This window comes from Pedobacter sp. D749, assembly GCF_019317285.1.
Lineage (GTDB): Bacteria > Bacteroidota > Bacteroidia > Sphingobacteriales > Sphingobacteriaceae > Pedobacter.
In genome coordinates this window covers 1,030,348-1,053,794 of sequence record NZ_CP079218.1, presented here as the reverse complement: position 1 = coordinate 1,053,794, position 23,447 = coordinate 1,030,348, and the positions used below count along the sequence as shown (strand labels likewise).

The following is a 23,447-nucleotide window of genomic DNA, read 5'->3' as shown; positions in this document are numbered from 1 at the left end:
CAGTAGCAAAATATGGAAATGTTGTATTAATTTATGCTGGCAGGAAGAAGGGCATATTTACTTACATTTATGTAGACGGCCATTACCGTCGACAAGATAGATATCCTTATTATCACCCATTACTAGTCTGCAGTACCTTGACGTTCAAAAATTGCTTTCCCAGAATGGGAAAGGCTATTGCCAAGCAGTAGGTCTTTTTCAAAAAAATCAAGTTCAAAAGAAAGGTGAATTGTACTCGAATGCTGCATGGTTGAAGGATCGAACTCAATAAGATGAATGTAACCGTCGAACAACCGTATTTCCAGTGGCATTTTATTTTCAAATCCATCCGAATTGATAAAAACTATAGAGGCGGTGATCATATCGCCTGGCTCCATCTGACAGGTAAGTGTTCCACGGGCTGACTGGCCGTTAACGGTACGCCATCTTCCATTCCAAGTCCCAATCATATTTTTAGCAGATTCGAAATGTCTTTGCGCTGGTATATTATAATAAATCCTCTGCGCATCTTCTACTGTCAGACCAACCTCAATTGCAAAGTTCATTCCCTTACAGATATCTGGAAAATCGGAGTATCCTGATTTGATGACTTTGCCTTCGAGACCTGTCGTTGGACCGAAAATACCTGACAGAATCTGTGTCAACATCATTAAGACCTTAAATGCGTCTTCTTTTGCAGAACCAGCCGATACTTTAGAGTGCACATATCCATTGCCGATATCATAAAGTTCATGAAACAATTTATGGGTGCTGTCACTGAATGTGTCAGGTTGCTGGAAGCTTACCATATTAAAAAGATCGAAAAACCGCTTCTGATTTTTTTTCTCCCTTGCGACCTCAATTTTTAAGAGATAATCTTTACTTTCTTTTTTGTAGGTATAAGACCCTTTTATAAAGTTCTTATCCTCCATAGTGCCTAATTTGGAAACGATATCATCCTCGAATATCTTCTTCGCTATTCTCTTCGGCAGAGCGAGAAAATCTACAAAAAGCCTGAAAAGCGGGGTTTCGATCAGGCTCAGTTCACCGAAGGGATGGGGAAATCTTGATAACAGTTCATAGCATACCATTTCGCTTATTGACCGTGATAACATGATAGATGATTCATAGAATCCGTCCCTATACAGCATCTTAGCCTGAAAGAAGTAGGTGATCGGTGCAACTTTCTCAAAATATTGCAATTTGGTAACCTCTACCCACCTATTGACCTTATCATCAATATTTTCAGAATACTCGTCCTTCAATGCCTTCGCAATTTTTTCATAGGTACATAAATATGCAATCCTCAACTCTTTTTTTAGAGAAAATTCCTGTATTTTTAATAGCTCCTCGAATTCAGTAAAAAGTTCGTTCATAAAGAGTAGATTGGGTAAAAAGGTAAAGAAAATGACAAAGGTATAGTCCACAGCGCAATTATCTCTCGTAAATGCTCGAAGGCTTGTATCAACTTAAATTTAAGGATAAAGCATAATTTCAATCTTATGCGCTTTATTCGGATTTAGATACCCGACTATTGCCCGGCGCAAAACAGCTGGATTTTCGTTCATTTGCTCTACCCATCTCTCCATTTTATCTATCACATCTAATTGATTGGTTATGACAACTTGGTCAACATTTGCTGTTGTGACAGTTATTTTGCAATTAAAAGTGAAGCCGTTATCACCTTCTGGTGATTTAATTAAAAAAATGAACTGTCTTCCGTTAGCAACATTCCTATGGGAAATATAGGATGCAACTGCTCCCCTAGTTAAAAAACCGAAAAGAAAGGATATTCTATTGGTAAGGATCGTAAATTGTAATTTGAGGTTTAATGATGAAAACAGGTCAAAGAAAAAGTCACTGACAATAGTATAATATGGTACGATAAACTTCGATCGGACACGTAAGACATGCAACTGTTCTTCCGGGATCTCCTCCCAAAAAAGACCTCCATTACTACTGTTTACCAAATCCTCTAACCAAGGATTTGCTTCGAGCGTAAACTCTGCACCATTATGCATGATCTTGTTCCTGAGGAATTGAAGCTCCTGCAACCTATTCATTTTTGGTTCGACAATGGTGATATCCAGATCTGCAACCAATGATATATATTCGATTATTGATTTTAGATAATCTGTTTTTTCAAAACGTTCTACTGTAAAACGTAAGCTAAATGCACTATGTAAATGCCCGCAAAGGCGTCGAAGTTCGGTCTCGAGTAACGCATATAGAGTCACTACAGAAGACTTGTTATAATGATCTGCCATTCCCATAAAGCTTGTCTTCAAGTGTTCATCTGCGGTGGCATAATGATGCTCTATTTCCTGAATGCCAGATTCATGCATCGCGTAAGCATCTCTATCATTCTCGCTTCCGCCGGTTTCGAGGTAAACTTTTTCATAAACCAGATCTGCCACCTTCATCGCTTCTTTAAATTCTTCCTTCTGCGCTTTTAGTTTTTCATTAGCTTCTGTATGATATAGCTTAATTGTTGTTTCAGCATGTTGCCTATAAATATTAATTTTGCCCTGGACTTGAACAAAAAACTGTTCAACTGCAGTCAGTTCTGGTGGATCAAGAAAATACAAGGAAAATCCAAAATCAAATGCCATATTCGTTAAATTTAACCAAAGCTAAGCATTCCCTATTAACCTGACGGGAATTTCTGGTTATAACTAACTATTGCGAATCAAGTCGCTTATTGGTAATTTTAAACATGGATAACCAAGAGAATAAGCCTTTTATATTTAAGACTATTGGTGCGCAAGGAGAATTAAGATACCGAGGACTAGATCAAATGGCAGATATTCTGCAAATTGCTTATGATCTTTTTCAGGATCCATATTTAACTGATGACTTAGGGGATCCCTTTATAGGGATTTTGGAAACAAATCCTAACGAACACAAAACCTTCAATAGATCTATTATTGAACGAACCATACTGGATTGCAATAATTATGGTAAAATTAAATTTGGTGGAAAACACATATCTGTCTGCAGTCAGGGTATTGAAAACTCATTATCCGAGCTGGAAATGATCTGGTTTGTGGCACACTATCTTAAAAAAGCTGAACTGGAAAAGAATGGACTTCAGCATAGCGTACCCAAAATTGTAAAGCTGACTTCTATGGGAAAACTGGTGGCTATTTTAAAATATTTTTTGCAAACTAGTTATTCATTGATCGCGGATGTCAGAACAAAGCAGTTAAAAGAGCAGCTTGCCATAACCAAAGAGCAGGACAGAAAAAAAATGCTTTTAAGGTTCCGAACCGACCTTAAAATCCAAAAGCACGAGACACAGCCTATTGTGGATGAATTGCTCAGGGTTATCGAGCTCGAATTGGAATTTCTTGAGGAGATAGGAGTTACGATTTCCAACCTTAACGAATCTCAAATCCCAATCGAGCAAGCGAAGTCCTCTACCCTGCCAACCGATATAGTAACCGATTTTAATTATGAGCTTTCTATCAAGCACTTTCCATGGGATGACGTCATTAAAAAAAACGTTGACTTTTTGCAGCAGCTCAAAAGCGAGTTTGAAATATTGCCGTTAAAGCCAAAGCTACATTGGTATTTTAATAAGTTTATTAGCGATGAAGAGTGGGAGAAAGATCGCTTATCATCAAAACCATTGATTACTTCACGCTCTAAGGAAATTATCGCAGCAAACTTTGTAATGCCTTCCGAAATCGAGACCAGGGCAAATGAAATCATTCGGGAATTTAATGAAATGGTTTCCAAAAACTCGGTTGATCCTAAATACTATGGCAGAATGCTAGAAGAGACAGATTTAGTGCGTACCTTAAAAAAACTCAGAGACCAACTGACCCAATTGAAAGGGTATGTATTTACCTCAGCAGACATTAATACATTTTCTGAGTATGGAAAAGCGGCAGCCCAATCAATATTGGCAATCATATCCAAACTGAATAACAATGAACTAAGCAGATTTTTACTACATGAGTTAATGGAAATGGATATTGCAACGGACATAACTGTTTTTGCAAAATTCGTAAAGAAGTCTGACGAACAAAGAGCAGAAATACTGCATAAGTTCAATACATTGAGCGTTTTTACACATCAAGTCTTTAACGAAGCCATTATTGCCATAGATCATGCAAGTAGGTTTACATCAAATAAAGTAAACAAACCCAAATTCTCATCAATATTTAAGAACAAAGAGAGTGCCGATGGATATATTGAAATACTTAGGCAAGTGTCTCCTCCGATCATTGGTAACAAAAATGATTATCTACTAGGGGGAAGAAAAAAGAGCAGTATTGTCCTATGGTTCGATCTACTATCAAAAAAAGGAGTTGTATTCAGCAATATCCCACCTAGTCAAAAGGCTGAACTCTTAAATGAGATGTTTCACGGGCTATCCATTTCGGAGAGATCAACTAGCAGTGTAACTTTACCAGCCGAACAGGCTTATGGAAACCAGTTTGAGTATTTAATCTCGAAAATTTAACTTCCGTATCTTCCGAAACTTCATTCAGAAATTACAGAAATTGTATTTTGTGAATTTGCAGCATAATTAAAATGCAGCCAAATGGATTATAGCTCAATCGTAGATTTTATATATCACAGTAGTGAGGTAAAAATTTCAGTTTCTATAACAGTGATGTTATGTATATGGTTAAGACAAAAGCATAGTGTAAGACTTAAAAACAGACCTATAGAAACATATAAAGAGTTTCGGAAAGACGGAAGTTTGAAAAAGGTCAGGGAGAAATATAGAAACTGATCGAACTCAAATACATACGCCATTCATCAATTTTGAATTACGTAACTTTTTTATTATATTCGAATATTAACATCTCAATCAATGGGCCTAACAGAGAAGCAACACGAAGCATTCAACAAGATAAAAGAAAAAAGTGACGATGACTATGAAAAGAACATCGTTTACATTGCCGCAGGCACGTTGGTGCTCTCTATGACATTTCTCGAAAAGATCATCAAAGTTGAGACATCTTCAGGAATCTGGTTTTTGATTATAAGTTGGGGATTATTGTCATTCACACTGTTGGGCAACCTCGTTTCTCACCAGCTATCCAGCAGGTTCCATGAGATATGCCTAGATCTTTACGACAAATGTGGTGAACTTTCTGAAGAGCCTACAGATGAGCAGAATGCAACATTTCAGCAAAGATTCGATCATGCTGAGAAAAAATTCGAGTCTTGCAATTCAAAGATAAGAAAATTAAACTGGGCCACCACGTTCTCACTTTTTTTTGGCATTGCCCTAATGGTTATATTCTGTTCGATGAATGCACTGAATGCCAAAGCACAAAACGAAATCACATTAAAAAATAAACAAGATTCAATTATGTCAAAACAAATCAAACCACAAACACATGGCACCGACATCACCAAAGGTAGGACGATGTCTCCATCAATGAAGCCAATTGCTCAATCTACAACTGCTTCCAGCGGTAACACTACTCAAGGATCGGGTTCAAACGCTGGCACGGGTAACAACCAAACTGGAAACAAATAAACCATGGCAAAAGAAAAACCAGTTACAGCAGAAAAAAAAGCCTTAAATGAAGGCCGGACGATGGCAAAGATCATTAAGCCAAAACCTAAGAAAAACGATAAACAAAATGGGAACTGAAAAAACAAAAATGATGGTTGAAAAAGCAAATGATAAATCAACTGAAAAACCAGGATCAACATTAAAAACAGAAAAGTTTGGAAGGACGATGACCAAACCCGTGAACGTAAAAAAACCAAAATAAAAACATCAGCTAACTTGATAGGATGTATTTTCATAGTCTTATATGTAGTTAATCCGTTTTTTTTCTTTTAGCCCTGCGCTTTCTTGTCCGATGATATTTGTTCTCAAAAATAGTGGGAAATGTAGTTGGACTACAAAGCTTTTGCTCAGATGCCTTGCGTTTTACTTCCTGCTGTAAAGGTGGGTTTTGCGGGTCAGTTCTTCTCATATTTCCCATTATCTGGTAATTCTTTAGAAACTCGAACGGATCACAACATTGGTACCATTTCCTGCCCCTTTTCTAGCGCATTCTTAGCAGTTGAGGAGCTGCTGGGGCTAACTTGTGCTTTCCAAAACTTAATAAATTAATCATTTTTACTAAAGCGCAAATCAATAGGAAATAAAAAAAACCGGAGCAAAGATTAAAAAACTTGAAATCCGTTCAAGTACCCATCAGCAGGAATAATTGAACAGTTAAATCGCTTTTGCTGCTAATAGCAGCCTATAATTTAGGATTTGGAAAGAAATTCATTTAGTCAGAGGTTAGAAATCAAGGCGATTTACGAATAGTCCACCTTGAGCAGATTATAATTTAGCAAAAATGAAAAATTATAAATAATGCTAAACTTGAAGTCAATGGCAGTGCTTAATCCGAACCGTTTGTAGACGAACTGATTGAAATAAGCGATTTTTCGAAGCGCTTCATGCCCGTCCTGCTCTTCAAACTCCTCCGCCGATTGGAACTGAGGCTCTTTTTCAGGAGGTGCCAGAAGTAGTTTTTAACTGCTGTATCAGACTTATTTTGACGAGTTTATACTACAAAAACAAATATGGTATTATAAGTATCTTTTGTTAATTTGCCCAACTTATCGTTTATAAACCTGATAACCATCTCTGGTAAATTTTTTTAGGATTAGTGGAGGAAGCACTTGTTGAAAATACGGTTGAAAAGGAATTACTCATTAAACTGAGAAATGGGGACGAGTATGCTTTCGACAAACTTTATCAAATCTATAGCTTAAGGATTTACAGAAAGTTATTAAAAATGGTAAAGGTTGATGTGATCGCTCACGAACTTACGCAAGACGTTTTTGTGAAGGTTTGGACCAAAAGGCACCTCGTAGACTCCAATCAATCCTTCAGATCTTATTTGTTCAGTATCGCCCAGCACCTGGTTTATGATACTTATCGTAAAATTTCGCGGGATGAATTGCTTGCCAAAACCGTTCAACTGATCAGCACTAATGCTTATACCCATACCGAGGAAGACATCTATTACCGGGAAACCGGAGAAATGATACAAAAAGCGATAGAACTTTTGCCACCCCAGCAAAAGCGTGTCTTTCAGGCTTGTAAAATTGAAGGGCGAAGTTATGATGATATTGCCCGTGAACTCAATATTTCCAGTTCTACAGTGAATAACCACATTGTTAAAGCAACAAAAACTGTAGCAGAATATCTTAAAAAGTCAGGCACACTTTTGTTTTTTGTTGCCATCAGCAGCACATTTCTGAATAAATAACCTGAGTTCGATTAATAATGTGCTTTCATTTGGGTTATTTGGCGCCTTGCACGAACGGTCGTCACCCTGAACTTGTTTCAGGGTCTTTATAGCAAGGCGGTTTAACAGGAAAGATGCTGACCACGTAGTAGCTACAAGGCGATTGAAAACACTATTTCTACTTGTAAAATAAATCCGATAGCTATCGGATCAGCATGACGAAACGGCTAGCCAATTAGTCCTAATAAAGTACATTAATTTTTAAACATTAATCTAGCTCAGGTAAATAGTAAATATTTTTTTGTTTAGACTAGATGTTGATCGTTTTTGAAACGTAATAGCTTTAAAAAGGCCAATTATTTTGGAAGATCAAAACAAGCTAAAGCGTATTTACTCAAATTTCCTCAAAAATCAATGCTCCGAAACTGAAATATCGGAGTTACTGACATATTTTGATGTTGCAGATGAATTTTTATTGAAAGATTTGATCTATGCTGAGCTTTTGGTTCCTTTTGAAGAGGGCTCCCCTACTCCTGAAGAGGAAATTAAATTGCTCCAGATTTTCAAGTCCGTAAAACGCATCAATCAACAGGCCCTGCCTAAAATTGTTCCGCTCTACAAACGCATATGGTTTCTCCGGCTTGCCGCAGCCTGTCTCACCCTGATGGTCCTTACAGCTTCACTTTTCATTTACCTTAACTCTAAACAGGACCTTCCATCGCTGAGCATGGAAAAAGATGTGGATCCGGGTACAAACAAAGCCGTGCTTACCCTTGCGAACGGGAAACAGATCGCTTTGGCAGACTGTGTAAATCATTCATTGGCGGAACAGAATGGTGTGAAGATTACGACTACAGCGGCGGGACAATTGGTTTATACTTTTATTGGCGATCAGGGCAAACATGCAGGAATGGAGCAAAACCAGATCACAACCCCTCGTGGGGGCCAATATCAGCTGCAACTGGTTGATGGTACAAAAATATGGCTTAATGCAGCATCATCCGTTAAATTTCCGGTATCGTTTCAAGGATCAACACGAAATGTAGAACTTCAGGGAGAAGCTTATTTTGAAGTAGCGAAAGATAAGGCACATCCTTTTATCGTTAAAAGTATACATCAGGAAGTGGAGGTACTTGGAACACATTTTAATCTGAATGTATATGAAAATGGTTTGCGTACCAGGACTACTTTACTGGAAGGAAGTGTTAAAGTAAATCAGGTCATTTTGAAACCCGGCGAAGAATCAACTTTAACAGCAGGCCGGATTGAGGTGAAAAATGTGGATACAGACAACGCTGTTTCCTGGAAGAATGGCTTTTTTAATTTTGACAATGAGCCTCTTGAACAGATCATGAACGATATTGGCCGTTGGTACGATCTAGACGTAAAGTTTAAAGATGAAGAATTGAAGAAAAAGATGTTTAGTGGAAGCATCTCCAAGTATGTTAAAGTTTCGCATGTATTGAGTAAACTGAGCTTAACCCGCTCCGTTCGATTTGAGATACAGGGCAACACTATCATTGTAATGAAATAACCAAAATCAACATAACCAAACCAACCAAACAACATGAAAAAAGAACTACCTACGGAAATGCAAAGCTATTAATCACGACGCCTCAAAAAAAAAGGATTCCGATGGCCATCGGAATCCTAATAATCTGGCTTTATAAGATTAATAAATTAATCAACTACAGATGAAGTGCGCTGCTCGCTAAAGTATAAGCACTTCTAAACCAAACCTACTCAAATGTATAAAATTTCCACTAAAGTTTTATGTGGTCCTCCGTGCCACATTTTTAGAAAATGGCTCATGCGAATTAAACTCGTTGCTGTATTATTATTGGCTTTCATCATGCAGGTAAGTGCCTCTGCACTTGCTCAAAAGGTTACTTTAAACCAAAACAAAATCACCCTTGCCCAGGTGTTTAAAGAAATTGGGAAACAAACCGGCTTCCATGTGCTTTGGGAACCCGATAAATTGAACGCCGGAATAACCATCCAGGCTAAATTTAGCGGTGCATCGCTTGAAGAAGTGATGGAAGTTTGCTTAAAAGGCACTGTGATGAACTATGTTATTGAAGACAAAACCATCGTTGTAGCCGAAAAGAAAAAAACTGTGCTCGACGCCTTGATAAATGTCTTTAAAAATATGGACATCAGAGGCAAGGTTGTGGATGAGAAAGGAAATCCCCTGGCTGGTGCAAGTGTAAAACTGAAAGATTTCAATAGAAGTGTGATCACCAATCAACTGGGCGTTTTCGAAATTAAAAATGTCGATGAAGATGCCTTGATCATCATTTCTTACACGGGCTATACCGCTAAAACGATCGCAGCTAAAGCGATTACCGATCAACCTATTGTTTTGGTTGTCAATACAGAAAGCTTACAGGAAGTTGCAGTAGTATCCAATGGTTATCAGAAAATCTCCAGAGAGCGGGCTACAGGATCCTATGAATTTTTAGATTCCAGCGTAATCAACAGGGGCGTTAGTCCTAATATTATCGATAGGATTGAAAACATGGCACCAGGAATTCTAACGCTGCGAAATCCCTCCAACTCTGTCAATGAAGCAAGTTTTTCTATTCGTGGCCGAAGCACAATCCGGTCTGCAGTAGAACCACTGGTTGTGGTAGATAACTATCCCTTTGAAGGAGACATCAATTCCATCAATCCAAATGATGTAGAAAGTGTCACCATTCTGAAAGATGCCGCAGCCACTTCCATATGGGGCGCCAGAGGAGGAAATGGGGTATTGGTGATCACTTTGAAAAAGGGTAAACTGAACCAACCAGCACAAGTATCCTTAAATACCAGTTTTACCATGGCTGGCAAGTCCGACCTGTATTCTGTTCCACAACTAAGTTCTTCAGAATTTATTGATGTAGAAAGCTTTTTGTTCGGCAAAGGCTATTATGATTATTCCCTTTCAGATCCCGGGAGTGTGGTTTCCCCATTGGTCAGCATCTTAGATCAGCAACGCAGTAATAAAATCAGCGCCATTGAAGCAGAAAGGCAGATTGCTCAACTGAGAAACACTGATATCCGTGATGACCTGACCCGTTATACACAGGACAATACTTTTAATCAGCAATACAATTTAAGCATCAGGGGCGGTGGTCCACAAAACCAATACTACGTATCGGGAAGTTTAGATAACGGACATTCTGCAGATAAATCCAACTCCAGCCGGAAGAACTTTGTGTTGAGCGAACGATTCAGTTTTTTCAACAGGAAGCTGCAAATTGGTGCAGATATTTCTTTTTCTGACACGCAGCGGAGTGGATCCAACTTTAGCTTACCTACTGGTGCAATTTTCCCCTATACCAGGTTGGCAGATGACCAGGGGAACCCGCTGGAGATTCCTTACAAGTATTCAAAAACACGAATTTCGGGGTTAGCAGGTGGAAAGCTGATTGATATGACTTTTATCCCGCTTGATGAATATAATTATGGCAGGAATGTAAATCATATTCAGGACTATAGCATTAAAGCAGACGTTAGCTATAGTATTAAGCCAACATTACAGTTCAGTGCCATTTATCAATATGGAAGTGGAATTTCCAACTATAACAGCATTTTTGATGTGGAATCGTTTCAAACACGCGAAATGATCAACATGTTTACGACTTACAATTCCGCCACCGGAGTAATCACCCAGAATTTTCCCTATGGTGGAACCAATTTGATTAAAAACAGTAAATACAATAACAATAACCTAAGGGCAAATCTGGTTTACAACGAGACATTGGGGTCTGATCATCAGATTTCGGCACTGGCAGGTGCGGAAGTCAGAAACACCAATAATGTGGGCTCTACAAGGCAAGAGCTTGGTTATATCAAAGAGTTCGACACCTATCAGCGTGTGAACCAGAATATGATTTATCAAACTATATTTAGTGGTGCAAACAGCACTATCCCCATACAATTTGGAAATAGCAATACCACCAATCGCTTTGTTTCGCTATTTGCCAATGCTTCTTATTCCTATCAAAATAAATATATTATTTCGGCGAGTGCCCGTAAAGACGAATCCAATCTTTTTGGTGTAGCGTCTAATCAAAAAGGGGTGCCGCTTTGGTCTGCTGGTGTGGCCTGGATAATTAACCGCGAATCATTTTACCATATAGACTGGCTTCCGATGTTAAAGCTACGCCTCACTAATGGCTACAGTGGAAATACCAGTCCCAGCGCTTCAGCAAAAACAATTGCCAGCCTATCAGCAGGAAATAATTCCGGTTTGGGGTCCTTTTATCAGATCAACAATCCGCCCAATGCAGAATTGAGATGGGAAAAAGTACAACAAACGAACCTTGGATTGGATTTCGGATTCAAGAATAACCTGATTAGCGGCAGTATTGAGTTTTTCAGGAAGAATGCCCGCGATTTGATATCCGGACAGAGCGTTGCCCCTCAGGTTGGTGTAATCAATTTTACCGGGAATTTTGCTGACGTAAAGACACAAGGTTTCGACCTCTCCCTCAATTCAAGACAAATATCAGGTAAAGATTTTTCATGGTCAACAAGTTTGAATCTAAGTTCTGCAATAGACAAAATCACTAAACTCGACCTCAAACAAAACCCGAGAAATTCAGTATTGAACAATTCTACTATTCCAAGGCTGGGTTATGCCTATTCCGCATTGTTCACTTACCGTTACGCAGGTTTAAACGGACTTGGTCAACCTATGATTTATTCCAATGGTGTGGCCACGACTGACCTGGCTTCGGTAATTAGTGCGGCCAATGAGCAGGATATTGTATATATCGGCAATAATATTCCAAAATTTTCTGGCGGTATCCGAAATGATTTTAACTACAAAAACCTATCCTTATCATTTTTAATTGCCTACCGCCTGGGTCATTATTTTAAACGTCAGGCCTTGGACTACAACAGCCTTTTCTTTGGCAATTATTTCTTCTCTGATTTTGCAAACAGATGGCAAAAACCCGGTGACGAATTGGTTACTAATGTTCCGGCAATGACGAATTACCCTTATAATACCTACGCACAACTCACTTACGATTCGTCGGATGCCCTGGTAGAAAAAGGAGACAGTTTCAGACTACAGGATATCCAGCTTTCGTACAGTATCAGCAAAACAAAGTTTAAAAAGCTGCCCTTCAAAAGTCTCCAGGTGTATGCCTATGCCAATAATATTGGTCTGTTGTGGAAATCGACAAAGCTTCCCATTGATCCGGATTTCCCAACTTCAGCAAGATCACCAAGACAATATTCATTTGGCTTAAGAACCACATTGTAATCAATTACTCCCATTAAAAAATTAGATATGAAACCATCATGATTTTGCCAATCACAAACACTAATTAGTAAACCGAGCTTGCGAGTTCTTGAACACTAAAGCACGATAGAAACTTGTGAAAAAATCATGATAGCTTCATAACCATTAAAAACAAATTTACACATATGAAAAAGCCTTTTTTTTATAATAAATCACTTTTTGTCATTATACTGGTTGCATCTGTTTTGTTAGGAAGCTGTAAAAAGGAATTTCTGGATAAAAAGCCGGTAATGGCAAACCTGATCCCGGAAAGCCTGGCCGATTTTGAAGGACTATTAAACAACTTCTCAGTAATCAACAATACCCAGAGTTTTTCCATGTTCTGTGGCGATGAATACGAATACTTATCTACCAGTATCTGGCAGTCGAAAGAGGAGCCCATTCGCAACAGTTACAACTGGAATCCGACTGTTTATCAAACTTCTTTAGACTGGAACAATTCCTACAAAACGCTCCTATACGCCAACACCATCATTACAGGCTTAAATGAATTGGCAAAAACACCTGCTAATGCAGCAAAATATGGGGATGTTAAAGGGCAGGCCTACTTTCTGCGTGCCCATACTTTTTTTCAGATTGCACAGGCTTTTGCAATGCCTTATGACCCGAAGAATGCGGCAGTTACACCCGGCATCCCTTTGCCTCTGGAGGTAAATGCCAATAATCCTCTGCAGCGTTCATCCATAGCGGTTACCTATGCTCAGATCTTGTCTGATCTGGAAACCGCAAAAATGAGTTTTACCTCTGAGTCCACTACAAAACCGACATTAGGCTCTAAAGTGGCGGCCCTGGCTTTGCTGGCAAGGGTTCATTTGTGCATGATGAACTACGATAAGGCAATGGAAAGCGCGCGGGAGGCTTTAAAGATCAAGGGAACGCTACTCGACTACAATGACCTTGACGTAAATTCCAACACGCCATTTGAGGGCGGGAATCCGGAAGTGATTTACACTACTTTTCATGGCGACGCTTCTGTTGGCTACGATTTTTATGCGTTAAACTACTCCGATTACGGTTATACTTTCAAGTCGAAGGTGAGCCCGAAGCAAATTGCCCTTTACGATCAAGATGACCTGAGATTAAAACTGTGTTTTTTCATCAGGAGTGCTAATGATCCGGCTAAGTATATCAAAGCTTTGTACCAAAATATAGCCTTACGCTATGTGCCGTTTAACGGTTTGGCAACTGACGAGGTTTACCTGATTTTGGCAGAATGTCTGGCACGGAAGAAAGAAGTAGCTCCGGCACTTGAAATTTTGAATATGATGGCTACAAAGCGTTTTCCTGTGGGATTGGCTCCCGTGCTCAGCGCCTTAACTCCGGAAGCAGCACTTGACCTCGTTTTACTCGAGCGTAGAAGGGAATTGTTGTACCGCGGCGCAAGGTGGTTTGATGTGCGGCGCCTGAATGTAGAGGGCGCTAATATCACCCTGTCCAGAGAAATAGATGGTGTGGTTTATACGCTTCCACCAAATGATAAGCGTTACGCGATGCCGATTCCATTAGATGAAATTACGAAATCCGGCATTTCACAAAATTAATCACGAAGTCAAATTAAGAGATAGAAAATGAATATAAGATATTTAAGCTTAATGTTTCTTTTTGTGCTGGCAATCGGAGCCTGCAAAAAGGAGGAAAGCAAAGAACGGTTTGCAACAGTAAGGGTGGTAAATGCATGGACCGGTCAAGATGCCGTAAAGTTGAATGCTACGCTAAATTTTGCAAGTAGTGTTTTAATTTACCCTAAGGCAGAATCCCCTGCAATGATAACGGTTTCTTCTAAAGATGGTAAGAATGTGCTTTTCTCCGGGACTTATACCCTCAAGCAGATGAATTACTCCATGTATCTTTGTGGTACGGCCTTGAAACCTGACACCATATTGCGGGCCGAAGTGGATATCCCTTATATCCAGACGGATAGAACACCTATAGCTGCAGACAGTGTTTCGCACATCCGGTTTGTAAACCTGTCGTCAGAAAGCACGGTACTGAAAGTCATTTTAAAAGATGCGTTAAATGTGCCAGACTCCCCTATCCAGGCAAATGTTCCATCGGTTACAGCACCTGTAGCATTGGCTTACCGCGAAATTTCTCCATGGAGTAAATACCCAACCAAAGCTGCCACCAGAACGGTATACAATTTTGAAGTGCGAAATGCAGCAACCGGTGAATTGCTGATTGCAAACTTTAGCTTAACACTTACGCCAAATTCCGGCTATTTCAAGAACATTTCGCTGGTGGTTAAGGGAGTACCTGGCGGAACAGGGAGAAATGCCTTCGGTATATTTCAGAGCAATTACTTTTAAATTCAAATAGACCAATTATTTATACCTAAATGTACAAATTTTTAATACTCTGCTCAACGTTACTCATGGTTACAAGCCTGGTAAAAGGGCAGGAAAAAAATCCGAAAACAACCAAAGATTCTCTGCAAAGCAAAATTTCGGCGAAGAAGACTATAGAGGCGGCAAAGCCCGTAAGTGAACCTAAACCTTATAAAGAAATCATTACGGATAAGGCGATCACAAGCCCTGGCATGATTAAGGTCCACAAAATTGAGCAAAAGTATTTTTTTGAAATTGCTGACTCCATATTGGGGAGAGATATTTTGATTGTTAGCCGCATCAGTAAATCAGGCGCTGGCGTACGGGGCTTAATGATGGGATATGCAGGCGATCAGATTAATGAAAATGTAATCAGATTTGAAAAGGGCCCAAACCATAAATTATTTATCAGGAGCATCTCCTTTGAGGAAAGATCAAATGACAGCACCGGCATGAACCGGTCTGTCATGAATTCTAATATCCAACCGATACTGAGTTCATTTGATATCAAAGCTTATGCAAAGGATTCAATTTCAGGAATGAAGGGCACTGTAATAGAGATGACAGACATCCTTAACAGTGACAATGAGCTCTTTTACTTTAACACCATTACCAAAAGAGGTTTATCACTGGGTGCACTCATCGCCGATAGGTCGTACCTGGAAAGCGTAAAAGCTTTCCCGCTTAATGTTGAGGTACGTGCCGTAAAGACCTATAATAAATCCCCGCTTATCGGCGATGCAATAATCGGTGCTTCAGCGGCTACACTGGAACTGAACAGTTCTATCATGCTGTTGCCTAAAATACCCATGAAGCCAAGATTTTCAGATTCCAGGGTTGGCTATTTTACGGCAGACTATGTCGATTTTGATGCCAATCCGATAGGGATCAAACGTGAGGTGATGATTACACGCTGGCGCATGGAGCCTAAAGATGCAGATGTAGAAAAATACAAAAGAGGAGAACTGGTAGAACCTAAAAAACAGATTATTTTCTACATTGATCCTGCCACCCCTAAAAAGTGGGTCCCTTATTTGATTGCAGGTGTGAACGATTGGCAGGTTGCCTTTGAAAAAGCAGGTTTCAAAAATGCCATCCTTGCAAAGGAAGCGCCGAAAGATTCTACCTGGAGCATTGATGATGCGCGCCATAGTGCCATCGTTTATAAACCTTCGGTAATCGCAAATGCCAGCGGACCTAGTGTGCATGATCCGCGTAGTGGCGAGATCCTGGAAACCCATGTAAACTGGTACCATAACGTTATGAGCATTCTTAGTAAATGGTATTTTATCCAGGCCGCAGCAGTAGATCCAAGGGCTAGAAAGAAGTTTGACGATCAGCTGATGGGTGATCTTATTCGTTTTGTTTCCTCGCATGAAGTTGGCCATACTTTGGGCTTGATGCACAACTACGGTTCTTCCTCTACTGTACCGGTTGAGCTGTTGCGCAACAAGAAATGGGTAGAAGCCAACGGACATACGCCATCAATTATGGATTATGCACGTTTTAATTACGTAGCACAACCCGAAGATCACATTGGGAAAGCAGGGATTTATCCGAGGATTGGAGATTACGACAAGTGGGCAATTGAATGGGGCTACAAATGGATGCCCCAGTATAACAGAGCTGAAGATGAACACGGGCCGTTGAGTAAAATGATCAGTAAACGTGTGGCTGCAAATCCGAGATTATGGTTTGGAACAGAGGCAGACCCCGCCGATCCGCGTAGCCAGAACGAAGATCTGGGCGACAATGCCATGCTGGCCAGTGAATATGGCATCAGAAACCTGAAACGCATTTTGCCCAATTTGATAGAATGGACAAAAGAGGAAAATGAAGGTTATGGAAATGCAAAAGAAATGTATGCCGAAGTCGCCAACCAGTACAGACGTTACCTGGGGCACGTGGCAAAAAACATCGCCGGGGTTTATACGGATTTAAAGACTGTTGATGAGCCAGGTTTGGTGTATAAAAATGTACCGGCCCAGATTCAAAAGCAGGCCGTTTCCTTTTTGAACCAGCAGTTGTTCCGCACACCAACCTGGTTAATTGAAGGCTCCTTATCGGGCAAAATCGCTACCGATCCGACCCGGCTGATATTAAATTATCAAAAAGATATGCTGGGCAGTGTTATGGGAGTAAGCTCATTAAATAAATTGCTCAATGCCACGCTAAGCAAAACCCCAACCTATACCATAGACGAACTTTTTTCTGATATGAAAAAAGGCGTGTGGTCTGAGCTTTATGATGGTCAGCAAATTGATCTTTACCGGCGTAACCTCCAGAAAGCTTATGTAGATAACCTGAAAAAAATGCTGACAGCAACAGCTGCAGGAGGCTACACCCCACAACAAATGCAGCAATACAATATCGTTGATGTGCAGGCAAATGACATTTCTACGCTAGTAAAAATGCATTTGACAGAACTCAAAGGCGATATTGAAGCCGTGCTTCCGAAACGTGAAGGTTTGGAGAAATACCACCTGCAGGATATTGTACGAACGATAAACCAGGTGCTGGATCCAGAAAAATAAACAGCGATTTGGAAAGTAAAAAGGGGCTGTATCATAAATTGTAATTCATTTGAATTTGTCATGTTGAGCTCAGCCTGTACTGAGCTTGACGAAGTATCGAAACGCCTTGTAAGACGTTTAAAACAGACCCTTCTACAAGCCATCAATGACAGATCTTATAAAGAAAGGTCGTCATTGCGAGGCACGAAGCAATCTTAAAGCGCACGCTGTTAGCGATCGTTGTAAGATTGCTTCGTCGCTGAAAAAGCCTTCTCGCAATGACGATTCTTCACGGCCTATTAATTCGTTAAATCATCTGTCCTTCATATTGATTTTAAACGATTAATTACCCCTACCATTGACAGAATCCATTAGCACGGTCGTCATTCCCGCGCAGGCGGGAATCTTAAAGCGCATGCTGTTAGCTATCGTTGTAAGGTTGCTTCCTTGAAATTTCGGGACAGGCTATCAGCTAAAAAAGTCTTCTCGCATCCAATAGCTATCGGATTTATTTTATTAGCAGTTTTATTGTTTTAAAGACCTGATAGCTAATCGTAGTCAGTATCTTTCCTGTTAAACCGCCTTGCTTTAAAGACCCTGAAACAAGTTCAGGGTGACGACCGTTCATACAAGGCGCCAAATAACCCAAATTAAAGCACATTATTAATCGAACTCAGGTTACTAAGCTTAACCCTACTACCGGTACCATCCTTTATTGTCCGACTTGTTCAGCATCCTAATTGGTTATGCCCAGTTCGGGAAAAAGGAACAAAATGCTTTCAGGAAAACTCCCATTCACTGATTTTACTTTACCTTTAAGCTCCGGATAAAAATCTCCGGTATAATAAATGATCTCGGCATCGCCAACAGCTTTTAGTTTACCTTTAAGCTCCGGGTAAAAGTCTCCTGTATAATAAGTAATATTCGTATCGCCAACAGCCTTAAGTTTACCTTTAATTTCTGGATAGAAGTCTCCGGTGTAATACGTCACCTCAGTTTTACCCACTGATCTTAGCTTTCCCTTAAGCTCAGGATAAAAATCTCCAGTGTAATAAATCAAATCTATTGCACCTATTGATTTTATCCTACCTTTAATTTCCGGGTAAAAGTCTCCGGTGTAATAGGTAATATTAGTTTTTCCAAAAGATTTTACATTACCTTTAATTTCCGGATAAAAATCTCCGGTGTAATACGTGATATCAGTATTGCCAATAGATTTTATCTTACCTTTAATTTCCGGGTAAAAATCTCCTGTGTAATAGGTGACATCAGTGTTACCAATAAGCCCCATTCTTCCATTAAGTATAGAAAAGATCCTGTTATAATACTCCTTTTCATTTCGATCTCCCGAAAATTGTGCATTTGCCGGCACTAGCCAGCTGGTGAGTAGTAAGCACATCATCCCCCTTACAAAGGGCATCAGAAAATACCCCTTCTTTACTTGTAAACGTTTCATCTGTATATTGTTTTTGTGTGTAATCAATAGTAAGTATTACTAACGGGAAAAGCAAACAAAGGAATCGACCAGATGATGAATTAAAATGAGATTTTCAATATTAAATTCCGGTAATCTCCTGTGGTAATTGATCTGCCAAGGGTGACAGGCAAGGTGGCCTGCCAGGTGTACCAGCATAAAGCCAATAGCGCTACCGCCCTACACAACTTTGGTCAAAGTATAATCTTCATTAAGGTCCATTTCGGCTACCGTAATATCATTGACGGAACAAGAAGGAACTCAATACGTAAAAAAAGCCGCCTCAATAAATTTGAGACGGCCTGATCTTAATTTACATAAAACCTATTATTTAGCGATGCCTTACAACACGGAACTATTCGTGAATTTTACCTTGTAAGGCCATTGGTCATCATTGGCTTCGTTTTCATCCCATGGATGTGGTGCATAGGTAGTCGGCGCTCCAGTTACTACATACCATAATTTTACAGTACCAGCCGGCACAGTAAAGCTACTTGTTGCGTTGTTGGTCCACATGCCGCTATACCTGCGTTCTCCTGTATTTAAAAGTGCAACATACCCATGGCGCCAACCTGCTCTTGCCGGATTTGCCACCTGATTATATCCGGGCGCATTAACCATACCGGTAAACACGGTTGATACAGCCGTACCTGCGGCAGGAACAGTTAAAGGGATAACATTGTAACCAGTAGTACCCGGTGCACGATTATAGGCTACCTGGTAGCTTCCGTCACTCAGCACGGTGTAATTCCACGTTTGAGCGCCATGGTAATTTGTACCGTAAGTCCGGAGTGAAGGAATATCCCAGGTCACAAATCTTACAGCCTGATCGTAGATTTCTCCATTAAAAGTAGCCACATTAATACCATTAAGCCTCATATATGCCTGGATAGGATCTTCCGGTTGGCGAGACTCGCGCCATAATTTTCCGACAAAATCGCGCCCCCTTTTAAATTCCCAATAGTAGAGTATAAAGTAACTGGCATAACGATACCATTCATGGTGAACATGGCGGTGGTAATTATCCTTGTAGACGGTGAAATCATAGGCGGTAAAAACCGTCGACGGATAGCTCTGGAATCCCTGGAAATTAGCTGTTTGCTCCCAAAAGCCGTTACCGCCATTGCCGCCAAACCCATAGCGGAACCCGCCAACACCCTGGTCAGCAAAAACCTGATATTGGAAACTATGCCCAATCTCATGACCGATGACATGACCAACCGGCTGCATGGTAGCTGGGCTAACCCACAGGGCACCAATTACGTTATCATAGCCAGAACCAGTAGCCAGCCATTCTGTTTGATATTTGATAAAGATCATCATCTTATATCTATTCAGCTTAGATGTAGCTAAATTAGCAAAACCTAATTGAGTTACATTTAATTGAAAAAAGCCTTCCGCTTTGCTCAGCAGGTCGGTAATGTTCACCCGATATGCTGCTGGTACAGCGGTTGAATTTGGATCGTTAGTGCCATAGGGTTTAGCCCAGAAAACAATAAAGTGATCGGAAGAGCGGGATCTTGACCAACTCCATGTGCTGGCCGAATTATTAAAATCATTCGAGCTTAATTCCTGCGGAATATAGACTTCGGGAGCAGCAGCTGCAAGCGCTGCTGTGTTGGCCTGCTTTTGCGGCTTAATTAGCGGAGTGGGCTTAATGGAGTTGAATTCCTCTTTACAGCCTGATAATAATACAATGACCAGGAAGAATAAAATTTGTTTTTTCATTTTGGTTTTTAGTTGATTAGGTTTATAGATTGATTAAATTTTATCACACAGTGTACTCATCTCTATAGGGGTTGATTACCTCAGAAGATCAACAGGCTGTTCGTGAAAAATATTTTTATGATGGGTTAATACTTAAAATAAAAGATTTTACAATACACCTCCGCATTCAGCATAAAGTGGTAAGGCGCGGGCCCACTTCATTCCGGTATTTATTACAGTATTGTATAAAAAATTTGTAATATTTAAATATACACCACAAAAGGCGGCCATACTGATCGTATATTAACTAAAAGCGGCAAAATATTGATATATTGCTAGTTAAGCTTCCCAGCGGTTTACTGTTGCCAGAGAAAAACACGGCTCCGGGGAGGAGTACTGAGGTGATAAGAATGAAATTGGTTCAGACAGCTACCTTAATTCCATGGCCAATATAGGCATGATAATAACACATGCACTAGATGTAAAGAAGATTAGATCGAACCTTTAGTTTATGGAAGATCTGGTAAAATCACCCTTATACCACCGTATAATGCAGAAATATGACATCGGAATTGATAAGATAACGACGAAAAAAGCTTAGGTATCTTACAGGACACAACCAGGGGTAAAAGATTATGGCTGATGAATATCGAACAAAAAAAGGAGCTGCATCTTTGAAAAAGCTAAAAACTAAAATTCAGATCAATCAACGATCTTAGTCGTTCCTTAAAAAGCATACATTTTCTTGTTTTAAGATTAATTATATAATATCGTTCTTACTTTTTGCAAAAATGAATTTATTTTTGCTTCCGAATGATTTTGCAGGATTATTATCGTTTTATCATTATCTAAATGCCTTTCTATATAAGTGGAATACCCTGGCCAACCTCCGGAATGATAGACGATTTTGCCATATTTTTTCGAATTCCCTACAAACCACCCAAATCCATAATTACTCTCTTTTCCATCCTTGGTTTTTACCGAATTAAATAGGAGTTCTTTATCTTTTGAATCTATCAATTTATCGGTATAAAGTGCTCTGTCCCATTTTAACAGATCTGCTGTTGTAGAATTTACTGTTCCATCGCCCACAATTCCATCCAGATAATAAGTGTAAAATTCTTTCCCAAAACTATTGGGAAGCACTTTATGTCCTAAGCTATCTGTAACATAACCAAGAGCATAATTATCTATTTTTTTTGGTTCAAATCTACTTCTGTAGATAAACGTATTTTTCATTTTTAATGGTTGAAAGATGTTTTCACTCAAAAATTGTCCAAATGCCCTACCTGATACTCTTTCTATGATCAACGCTAATAAAGTATACCCTGTATCACTGTACTCGTATTTTTCGCCGGGTTGAAAGATAGCTTTTGGTCTGTATTTCGCGAAGACATTTACAATATCCTGATTGGTAGCAATTTTTGTTTTACCCCACTTTTGTTCAAAAAATTCTATATAGTCGGGAAGCCCTCCAGTGTGATTAAGTAAATTTCTGATGCTGATGTTCCCGTAGAAAGCTAGTTCGGGAATATATTTTGAAATTTTGTCGTCATAGTTCAGTTTTCCCTGTTTTTCCAACAAAACAATTCCCATAGCAGTAAATTGTTTGGAAACAGATGCCAGCTCAAATATGGTTTGGTTATTAATTTTTTGTCCGGTTTGCTCATTGGCAAGGCCATAACTTTTTTCAAATACGATTTTCCCTTTATCTGCAATCAGCACATTCCCATTAAACATTTGCTGCTTATAGAGCGTGCCAAATAAGCTGTCAAGTTGCTTATAATGATTAGATTGACCAAAAGTGAGATTAAATAACAACAGTCCAATTGTAATCAGAAAAAATGTTCTTCTCATAACATGTTCTTTAAAATTGCCGGTAATGGGCCAGTTATCGCCAGAGGGCGGGATTTGATACCTTAGTTCAGTAAATATACAAATTTCGATAGCAGCACAAAAAAAGGTCAGTTTAGCATATGCCCCCCAGTAGTTGCTACTCCCCTCCTGTTTTAGGAGGGGCAAGGGGGGGCTAACTAAGCAAAATTAATTTAAAAATGATGATATTGAATCATGGCAATCCATAATCTTAAACAGCTAAAAGAGAAAAGAAAGGAGCTGAGAAACAACCTCACTCCTGCTGAGGCTACCATGTGGATGTACCTGCAAAATTCCAGACTTGATGGCAAAAAATTCAGACGCCAACACAGTGTTTGGAATTATATATTTCAAAAAACCACCCCCAACCCCTCCTTGCAATAAGGAGGGGAGCGGATTTACCTAATAAGATAATACAGCAAAAGATTCGAACTATAAATCTTATTACCAGAAACTAACCTTTATTCAGCACATCCTTATAATAAAGAGTAGCGCTATTTCATCTTGTAAAATGTATAGCCAAAGGGTTCAAAATACAAACGCAATTAACAGAAACTAATCTTGCCCCGGCAGTTCCTACTCCCCTCCTGTTTTAGGAGGGGCAAGGGGGTGGTAAATGAACAAAATTAATTTAAAAAATGATTATATTGTGATGTGGCAATCCATAATCTTAAATATCTAAAAGAGAAAAGAAAGGAGCTGAGAAACAACCTTACCCCTGCTGAGGCTACCATGTGGATGTATCTGCAAAATTCAAGACTTGATGGTAAAAAATTCAGACGCCAGCATAGTGTTGGAAATTATATTTTAGATTTTTACTGTCCATCAGAAAAATTAGCTATTGAAGTTGATGGCAGTAGTCATGATGATTATTCAGCAGAAATATACGATAAGGAACGAACTGATTTTTTAAACAGTAAAGGAATTAGGGTAATCAGATTTGAGAATGCTGAAGTTTTTGAATCTGAAGAATTGATATGCGAGGCGATTAGAACATATTTCAAAAAACCACCCCCAGCCCCTCCTTGCAATAAGGAGGGGAGCTGATTTACC

16 protein-coding genes are annotated in these 23,447 nt (G+C 39.5%); 11 read left to right on the top strand and 5 right to left on the bottom strand.

Translation table 11 applies throughout. The features are described from left to right. Window positions 1-122: 122 nt before the first annotated feature. The gene (locus KYH19_RS04400; RefSeq protein WP_219077710.1) at window positions 123-1,355 is read right to left on the bottom strand and encodes a hypothetical protein; all 1,233 of its coding nucleotides are present in this window, start codon (window positions 1,353-1,355) and stop codon (window positions 123-125) included. A 99-nt stretch (window positions 1,356-1,454) separates the two neighbouring features. Beyond that, the gene (locus KYH19_RS04395) at window positions 1,455-2,591 is read right to left on the bottom strand and encodes a hypothetical protein (protein ID WP_219077709.1); all 1,137 of its coding nucleotides are present in this window, start codon (window positions 2,589-2,591) and stop codon (window positions 1,455-1,457) included. Between the two features lie 104 nt (window positions 2,592-2,695). On the opposite strand from KYH19_RS04395, the gene KYH19_RS04390 reads away from it, so the two are divergent. The 9 genes from KYH19_RS04390 to KYH19_RS04355 all read left to right on the top strand — a co-directional run bounded on the left by KYH19_RS04390 (window position 2,696) and on the right by KYH19_RS04355 (window position 17,359). After that, window positions 2,696-4,450, top strand: a complete 1,755-nt coding sequence (locus KYH19_RS04390) for a hypothetical protein (protein WP_219077708.1) — start codon at window positions 2,696-2,698, stop codon at window positions 4,448-4,450. Window positions 4,451-4,807: 357 nt separating this feature from the next. Further along, the gene (locus tag KYH19_RS04385) at window positions 4,808-5,482 is read left to right on the top strand and encodes a hypothetical protein (RefSeq protein WP_219077707.1); all 675 of its coding nucleotides are present in this window, start codon (window positions 4,808-4,810) and stop codon (window positions 5,480-5,482) included. 106 nt (window positions 5,483-5,588) lie between these two features. After that, window positions 5,589-5,723 carry a hypothetical protein gene (locus KYH19_RS24125; RefSeq protein ID WP_255562547.1) on the top strand — a complete coding sequence of 45 codons (135 nt, stop codon included), beginning with the start codon at window positions 5,589-5,591 and terminating at the stop codon, window positions 5,721-5,723. A gap of 894 nt (window positions 5,724-6,617) precedes the next feature. After that, entirely contained in the window at window positions 6,618-7,223 is a 606-nt protein-coding gene (locus KYH19_RS04380) for an RNA polymerase sigma factor (protein WP_219077706.1), read from the top strand. 340 nt (window positions 7,224-7,563) lie between these two features. Beyond that, entirely contained in the window at window positions 7,564-8,736 is a 1,173-nt protein-coding gene (locus KYH19_RS04375; RefSeq protein WP_219077705.1) for a FecR family protein, read from the top strand. 276 nt (window positions 8,737-9,012) lie between these two features. Then, window positions 9,013-12,462, top strand: a complete 3,450-nt coding sequence (locus KYH19_RS04370) for a SusC/RagA family TonB-linked outer membrane protein (protein ID WP_219077704.1) — start codon at window positions 9,013-9,015, stop codon at window positions 12,460-12,462. Between the two features lie 164 nt (window positions 12,463-12,626). Further along, window positions 12,627-14,042 (top strand): RagB/SusD family nutrient uptake outer membrane protein, encoded by a 1,416-nt coding sequence (locus KYH19_RS04365; protein WP_219077703.1) that lies wholly within the window; start codon window positions 12,627-12,629, stop codon window positions 14,040-14,042. A 27-nt stretch (window positions 14,043-14,069) separates the two neighbouring features. Then, window positions 14,070-14,807, top strand: coding sequence for a hypothetical protein (locus KYH19_RS04360; protein ID WP_219077702.1), 738 nt, complete (start codon window positions 14,070-14,072; stop codon window positions 14,805-14,807). Window positions 14,808-14,872: 65 nt separating this feature from the next. Further along, entirely contained in the window at window positions 14,873-17,359 is a 2,487-nt protein-coding gene (locus KYH19_RS04355; RefSeq protein WP_255562546.1) for a zinc-dependent metalloprotease, read from the top strand. A 715-nt stretch (window positions 17,360-18,074) separates the two neighbouring features. On the opposite strand, the gene KYH19_RS04350 is transcribed toward KYH19_RS04355, so the two are convergent. From KYH19_RS04350 to KYH19_RS04340, 3 genes are all read right to left on the bottom strand, one after another. After that, the gene (locus tag KYH19_RS04350; RefSeq protein ID WP_219077700.1) at window positions 18,075-18,794 is read right to left on the bottom strand and encodes a hypothetical protein; all 720 of its coding nucleotides are present in this window, start codon (window positions 18,792-18,794) and stop codon (window positions 18,075-18,077) included. 360 nt (window positions 18,795-19,154) lie between these two features. Continuing rightward, window positions 19,155-20,540, bottom strand: a complete 1,386-nt coding sequence (locus KYH19_RS04345; RefSeq protein ID WP_219077699.1) for a DUF6055 domain-containing protein — start codon at window positions 20,538-20,540, stop codon at window positions 19,155-19,157. Window positions 20,541-21,275: 735 nt separating this feature from the next. Beyond that, window positions 21,276-22,376 (bottom strand): serine hydrolase, encoded by a 1,101-nt coding sequence (locus KYH19_RS04340; RefSeq protein ID WP_219077698.1) that lies wholly within the window; start codon window positions 22,374-22,376, stop codon window positions 21,276-21,278. Window positions 22,377-22,589: 213 nt separating this feature from the next. Between KYH19_RS04340 and KYH19_RS24340 the strand changes: the two genes are divergently transcribed. Further along, on the top strand, window positions 22,590-22,778 hold the full coding sequence (locus KYH19_RS24340) for a DUF559 domain-containing protein (RefSeq protein ID WP_219077697.1): 189 nt from the start codon (window positions 22,590-22,592) through the stop codon (window positions 22,776-22,778). Window positions 22,779-23,048: 270 nt separating this feature from the next. Further along, window positions 23,049-23,441 (top strand): endonuclease domain-containing protein, encoded by a 393-nt coding sequence (locus KYH19_RS04330; RefSeq protein ID WP_255562545.1) that lies wholly within the window; start codon window positions 23,049-23,051, stop codon window positions 23,439-23,441. Window positions 23,442-23,447 lie beyond the last annotated feature (6 nt).

Bases quoted from the DNA above. Each gene is read 5' to 3' on its own strand.
- KYH19_RS04345 (WP_219077699.1), bottom strand. From the start codon at position 20,540: ATGAAAAAACAAATTTTATTCTTCCTGGTCATTGTATTATTATCAGGC.
- KYH19_RS04395 (WP_219077709.1), bottom strand. From the start codon at position 2,591: ATGGCATTTGATTTTGGATTTTCCTTGTATTTTCTTGATCCACCAGAA.
- KYH19_RS04400 (WP_219077710.1), bottom strand. From the start codon at position 1,355: ATGAACGAACTTTTTACTGAATTCGAGGAGCTATTAAAAATACAGGAA.
- KYH19_RS04385 (WP_219077707.1), top strand. From the start codon at position 4,808: ATGGGCCTAACAGAGAAGCAACACGAAGCATTCAACAAGATAAAAGAA.
- KYH19_RS04350 (WP_219077700.1), bottom strand. From the start codon at position 18,794: ATGAAACGTTTACAAGTAAAGAAGGGGTATTTTCTGATGCCCTTTGTA.
- KYH19_RS24125 (WP_255562547.1), top strand. From the start codon at position 5,589: ATGGGAACTGAAAAAACAAAAATGATGGTTGAAAAAGCAAATGATAAA.
- KYH19_RS04340 (WP_219077698.1), bottom strand. From the start codon at position 22,376: ATGAGAAGAACATTTTTTCTGATTACAATTGGACTGTTGTTATTTAAT.
- KYH19_RS04355 (WP_255562546.1), top strand. From the start codon at position 14,873: ATGGTTACAAGCCTGGTAAAAGGGCAGGAAAAAAATCCGAAAACAACC.
- KYH19_RS04360 (WP_219077702.1), top strand. From the start codon at position 14,070: ATGAATATAAGATATTTAAGCTTAATGTTTCTTTTTGTGCTGGCAATC.
- KYH19_RS04370 (WP_219077704.1), top strand. From the start codon at position 9,013: ATGCGAATTAAACTCGTTGCTGTATTATTATTGGCTTTCATCATGCAG.
- KYH19_RS04390 (WP_219077708.1), top strand. From the start codon at position 2,696: ATGGATAACCAAGAGAATAAGCCTTTTATATTTAAGACTATTGGTGCG.
- KYH19_RS04365 (WP_219077703.1), top strand. From the start codon at position 12,627: ATGAAAAAGCCTTTTTTTTATAATAAATCACTTTTTGTCATTATACTG.
- KYH19_RS24340 (WP_219077697.1), top strand. From the start codon at position 22,590: ATGGCAATCCATAATCTTAAACAGCTAAAAGAGAAAAGAAAGGAGCTG.